Annotated in this window: 4 protein-coding genes; 3 read left to right on the top strand and 1 reads right to left on the bottom strand. The window is 45.8% G+C overall.

What is annotated here, in order from left to right; translation table 11 throughout:
* The first annotated feature begins 154 nt into the window (after positions 1-154).
* The 3 genes from QZY09_RS01095 to QZY09_RS01085 all read left to right on the top strand — a co-directional run bounded on the left by QZY09_RS01095 (position 155) and on the right by QZY09_RS01085 (position 3,829).
* A complete protein-coding gene (locus QZY09_RS01095) occupies positions 155-931 on the top strand; it encodes a succinate dehydrogenase cytochrome b subunit (RefSeq protein WP_295667033.1) in 777 nt (258 codons plus the stop codon).
* A 94-nt stretch (positions 932-1,025) separates the two neighbouring features.
* On the top strand, positions 1,026-2,963 hold the full coding sequence (locus QZY09_RS01090) for a fumarate reductase/succinate dehydrogenase flavoprotein subunit (RefSeq protein WP_295667030.1): 1,938 nt from the start codon (positions 1,026-1,028) through the stop codon (positions 2,961-2,963).
* A gap of 71 nt (positions 2,964-3,034) precedes the next feature.
* A complete protein-coding gene (locus tag QZY09_RS01085) occupies positions 3,035-3,829 on the top strand; it encodes a succinate dehydrogenase/fumarate reductase iron-sulfur subunit (protein WP_295667027.1) in 795 nt (264 codons plus the stop codon).
* Between the two features lie 106 nt (positions 3,830-3,935).
* Here the strand turns inward: QZY09_RS01085 and QZY09_RS01080 are convergent, their stop codons facing one another.
* Positions 3,936-4,418 carry a carbohydrate kinase family protein gene (locus tag QZY09_RS01080; RefSeq protein ID WP_295667024.1) on the bottom strand — a complete coding sequence of 161 codons (483 nt, stop codon included), beginning with the start codon at positions 4,416-4,418 and terminating at the stop codon, positions 3,936-3,938.
* Positions 4,419-4,476 lie beyond the last annotated feature (58 nt).

Here is a 4,476-nt window from a genome sequence, read left to right as displayed (position 1 = left end):
TTTTTTTAGTAAAAATAAAACCTTTGTCGGCACTTGGCTTTTAACACTACTTTTTTAGATTGTTTCTAAATAACCAAATACCCTTCAAATAGCCAAATCCATTTATATCTTTTGGTATTTAATAAATACTTTTGCCGAATAAATCTGAACTATAATGAGCGAATTTAAACAAACCTTTAACTCATCGTTGGGGAAGAAGCTGATCATGGCTTTAACGGGCTTGTTTTTGTGTACTTTTTTGATTGTACACCTTGGCGGTAACCTGTTGTTATTTAAAAACGATAATGGTTTTGGCTTTAACGTATATGCCAACTTCCTTACCCATTTCCCACCAATTGAAGTTATTGCTTACCTGCTTTACGCAACCATACTGGTGCATGCCATTTATGCCCTGGTTTTAACCATTAAAAACCGCAAAGCAAGGCCGGTGCGCTATGCCGAAGTGAGCAGTAAAAATGCCGATTGGTCGTCAAAAAACATGGGGCTGTTGGGTTCCATCCTGTTTTTGTTCATTGTGATCCACATGAGCGATTTTTGGTACAACTACAAATACAGCGGCAAAGTTGGGTTTATTGAATACAAAACTAACCTGGCAACAGACGAAACAACTGCGGTTCCTTATAACCCGACATCACCAACCTTCGAAAAATCGGTTACTACTGAAAATAATTTCGAGATAGTGAGGGTAAAAGACCTGCATGCACGTGTGGCAAGCAGTTTCAGCAATTTGATCTACGTGATATTTTATGTGATTGCGATGGGCACCTTATCGTTTCACCTGAAACATGGATTTCAAAGTGCATTCCGCACACTGGGATGGGTACATCGCAAGTACACGCCAATTGTCTCTTTTATCGGGACCTGGCTGTTTGCAGTAATTATCCCCTTAGGTTTTGCGGCAATGCCGGTTTATTATTATTTCACCAGATAACAAGATATTTTATTTACGACACACGGTTTCGGGATGATGAATTCAGCAATCCAAAATCGTAACTCGTAATTCTAAAATCGTAAATACTGAAAAAATGAGTTTATTAAATGCTAAAATTCCTGAAGGTCCATTAGCCGAAAAATGGAGCAAGCATAAATTTAACTTAAAACTGGTTAACCCGGCCAACAAACGCAAATACGATGTAATTGTGGTAGGTACAGGGCTTGCCGGTGGCGCAGCAGCTGCATCGCTGGCCGAACTGGGCTATAATGTTAAAGCATTTTGTTTCCAGGACAGTCCGCGCCGTGCGCACTCTATTGCTGCGCAGGGTGGTATCAATGCTGCCAAAAATTACCAGAACGATGGCGACAGCGTTTACCGCCTGTTTTATGATACCATTAAGGGCGGCGATTACCGCGCCCGTGAAGGCAATGTTTATCGTTTAGCTGAAGTATCTGTAAACATCATCGACCAGTGCGTGGCACAGGGCGTACCATTTGCACGCGAATACGGCGGCTTGCTGGATAACCGCTCATTTGGTGGTTCGCAGGTATCGCGTACGTTTTATGCCAGGGGCCAAACCGGGCAGCAGTTATTGCTGGGTGCCTATTCAGCCTTAAACCGCCAGATCCATTTGGGTAAGGTAAAAATGTACACCCGTACCGAAATGCTGGATGTTGTTTTGGTTGACGGGCAGGCAAAAGGTATTGTTACACGTAATTTAATAAACGGAAGCATCGACACCCATTCGGCACATGCAGTATTGCTATGCACCGGTGGTTATGGCAACGTATTTTATTTGTCGACCAATGCCATGGGTTCAAATGTTACGGCAGCCTGGAGGGCACACAAACGCGGCGCGTTTTTTGCCAATCCATGTTTCACCCAAATTCACCCCACTTGTATCCCGGTAACGGGCGACCACCAGTCGAAATTAACGCTGATGTCAGAGTCCCTGCGTAATGATGGACGGGTTTGGGCGCCAAAAACCACCGCCGTTGCCGAGCAGTTGCGTAAAGGTGCTATAAAAGCCAGCGAGGTGAAGGAAGATGACCGCGATTACTTCCTGGAAAGAAAATATCCATCCTTCGGTAACCTTGTACCACGCGATGTGGCCTCAAGGAATGCCAAAGAAGTGGTGGACGAAAAACGTGGCGTAGGCGGTTCAGGGGTAGCAGTATTCCTCGACTTTGCCGAGTCAATACAACGGCTCGGTAAGGATGCCGTAGCTGCAAAATATGGTAACCTGTTCGACATGTATTACCAGATCACGAACGAGGACCCCTACACACAGCCAATGCGGATTTACCCGGCAGTTCACTATACCATGGGTGGCTTATGGGTTGATTATAACCTGAGCACTACTGTACCTGGTTTATATGCTTTAGGCGAATGTAATTTTAGCGATCACGGCGCGAACCGCCTGGGCGCTTCTGCATTGATGCAGGGCTTAGCAGATGGTTATTTTGTGATCCCTTATACTTTAGGTGATTATTTGGCTACAATCGGTCCAAAACCAGTGGATACCAAACACCCTGCTTTCGAAAAAACGAAACAGGAAGTGATTGAACGGATCAACAAACTTTTGGCTTTAAAAGGTAATAAAACCGTCGACGAATATCACCGCGCGCTGGGTCACATCATGTGGGAGTATTGCGGAATGGCGCGTACGGCAGAAGGCCTGACCAAAGCAAAGGGAATGATCCATGAACTCAGAGCCGATTTCTGGAAGAATGCTATTGTTTTAGGCGACAATGAAGAAGTAAACACCGCCCTCGAAAAAGCAGGCCGCGTGGCCGATTTCCTCGAACTTGGCGAATTGATGGTTGACGATGCTTTAATGCGGCGTGAATCATGCGGCGGTCACTTCCGACTGGAATCGCAAACACCGGAAGGTGAGGCCCTGCGGGATGATGATAATTTTACTTTTGTTGCCGCATGGGAATATAAAGGCGATAACCAACCTGAAGTATTAAATAAAGAAATACTGGACTTTGAATTCGTCCATTTAACACAACGTAGTTATAAATAAAGTCTTAAGTCTAAAGTCCTGAGTCATTAGTCGACTCAAGACTTAAGACTCAAGACTCAAGACTTAAAAACATGAGTGCAGGAAATATGAATTTAACGCTGAAGATCTGGAGGCAGAAAAATGCCGACACCAAAGGCGCGTTTGTAACTTATAAAGCCGAAGGCATTTCGCCGGATATGTCGTTCCTTGAAATGCTGGATGTGGTGAATGAAGGCCTGATCCATAAAGGGGAAGAACCTATTAATTTTGACCATGACTGCCGCGAAGGGATCTGCGGAATGTGCTCGCTGTACATCAACGGGCGCCCGCATGGGCCTAAAGGCGCTATAACCACCTGCCAGCTGCATATGCGCAGTTTTCATGATGGCGAGATCATTGTGATTGAACCATGGCGCGCTGCTGCTTTCCCGGTAATTAAAGATTTGGCCGTTGACCGTTCTTCGTTCGACAGGATCCAGCAAGCCGGTGGCTTTGTTTCGGTTAATACCGGTGTTACCATCGATGCCAATGCCACACCAATTCCAAAAGTAATTGCTGATGAAGCCTTTAACTCTGCTACCTGTATTGGTTGCGGCGCCTGCGTTGCAGCTTGTAAAAATGCCTCGGCCATGTTGTTTGTTTCAGCTAAGGTAACCCAGTTGGCGATGTTGCCGCAAGGTCAGCCTGAGCGCTGGAGCCGCGTACAGGCGATGGTAGCCCAAATGGATGCCGAAGGTTTTGGTAATTGTACCAACACCGGCGCTTGCGAAGCGGAGTGCCCTAAAGAGATCAAAATGACCAATATCAGCAAAATGAACAACGACTATTTCAGCGCGAAACTTTTCCGCGAAGAAGGAGTTCATGAACACGCCACCTCTGGCGAATAAAATATCACATTGTTTAATCTGTAAAAGGCATGGGGAGTAATTCTCAAGCCTTTTTTTGTGCCTCACCCAACCCTCTCCAGGGGAGAGGGCTTTAAAAAACAAATTCCTAATAAAAGCTCTTCCAAAACCGCGTCACATCCTCCTCAGTCCCCACAAATGCCCCCGCTGCGGCAGTCTTTAACCCAGCCATCGCCGCAGCAAACTCGCCGGCTTGTTGTATCCCGGCCCCTTTGTTCCTTTGGTACAAATAACCAGCCATATAGGTATCACCGCAGCCTGTGGCATCAATGACGGTTTCAGGCTGATATGCAGGAATATTGTAAAACACCCCGTCAGTATAAATTACCGAACCGTTGCTGCCATTGGTAATGATCACTTCTTTTACGCAGCATCCGGCAACCAATTTAGCACCTTCCTCCACAGTTTCACAGCCGGTTAATGCTTTCAGTTCGGCTACATCGGCTTTTAAAATATCAACGTATTGCAGCGCTTCAATGTTTTGCGGCCAGCCCGTTGCGTTTACCTTAAAATCAACAACCTCGCGCAGGTACCCCTGTACATCGAGGCTGATCTTCCCTTTTTTAGCCAATTCCCTGATCAGTTACAACGAAATATCGTCGGCCATCAAAGGGCCCAGGTGGAAAATT

The sequence above is a fragment of the uncultured Mucilaginibacter sp. genome (assembly GCF_903913935.1).
Taxonomy (GTDB): Bacteria; Bacteroidota; Bacteroidia; order Sphingobacteriales; family Sphingobacteriaceae; genus Mucilaginibacter.
This window is presented reverse-complemented; position numbering and strand designations above follow the sequence as displayed.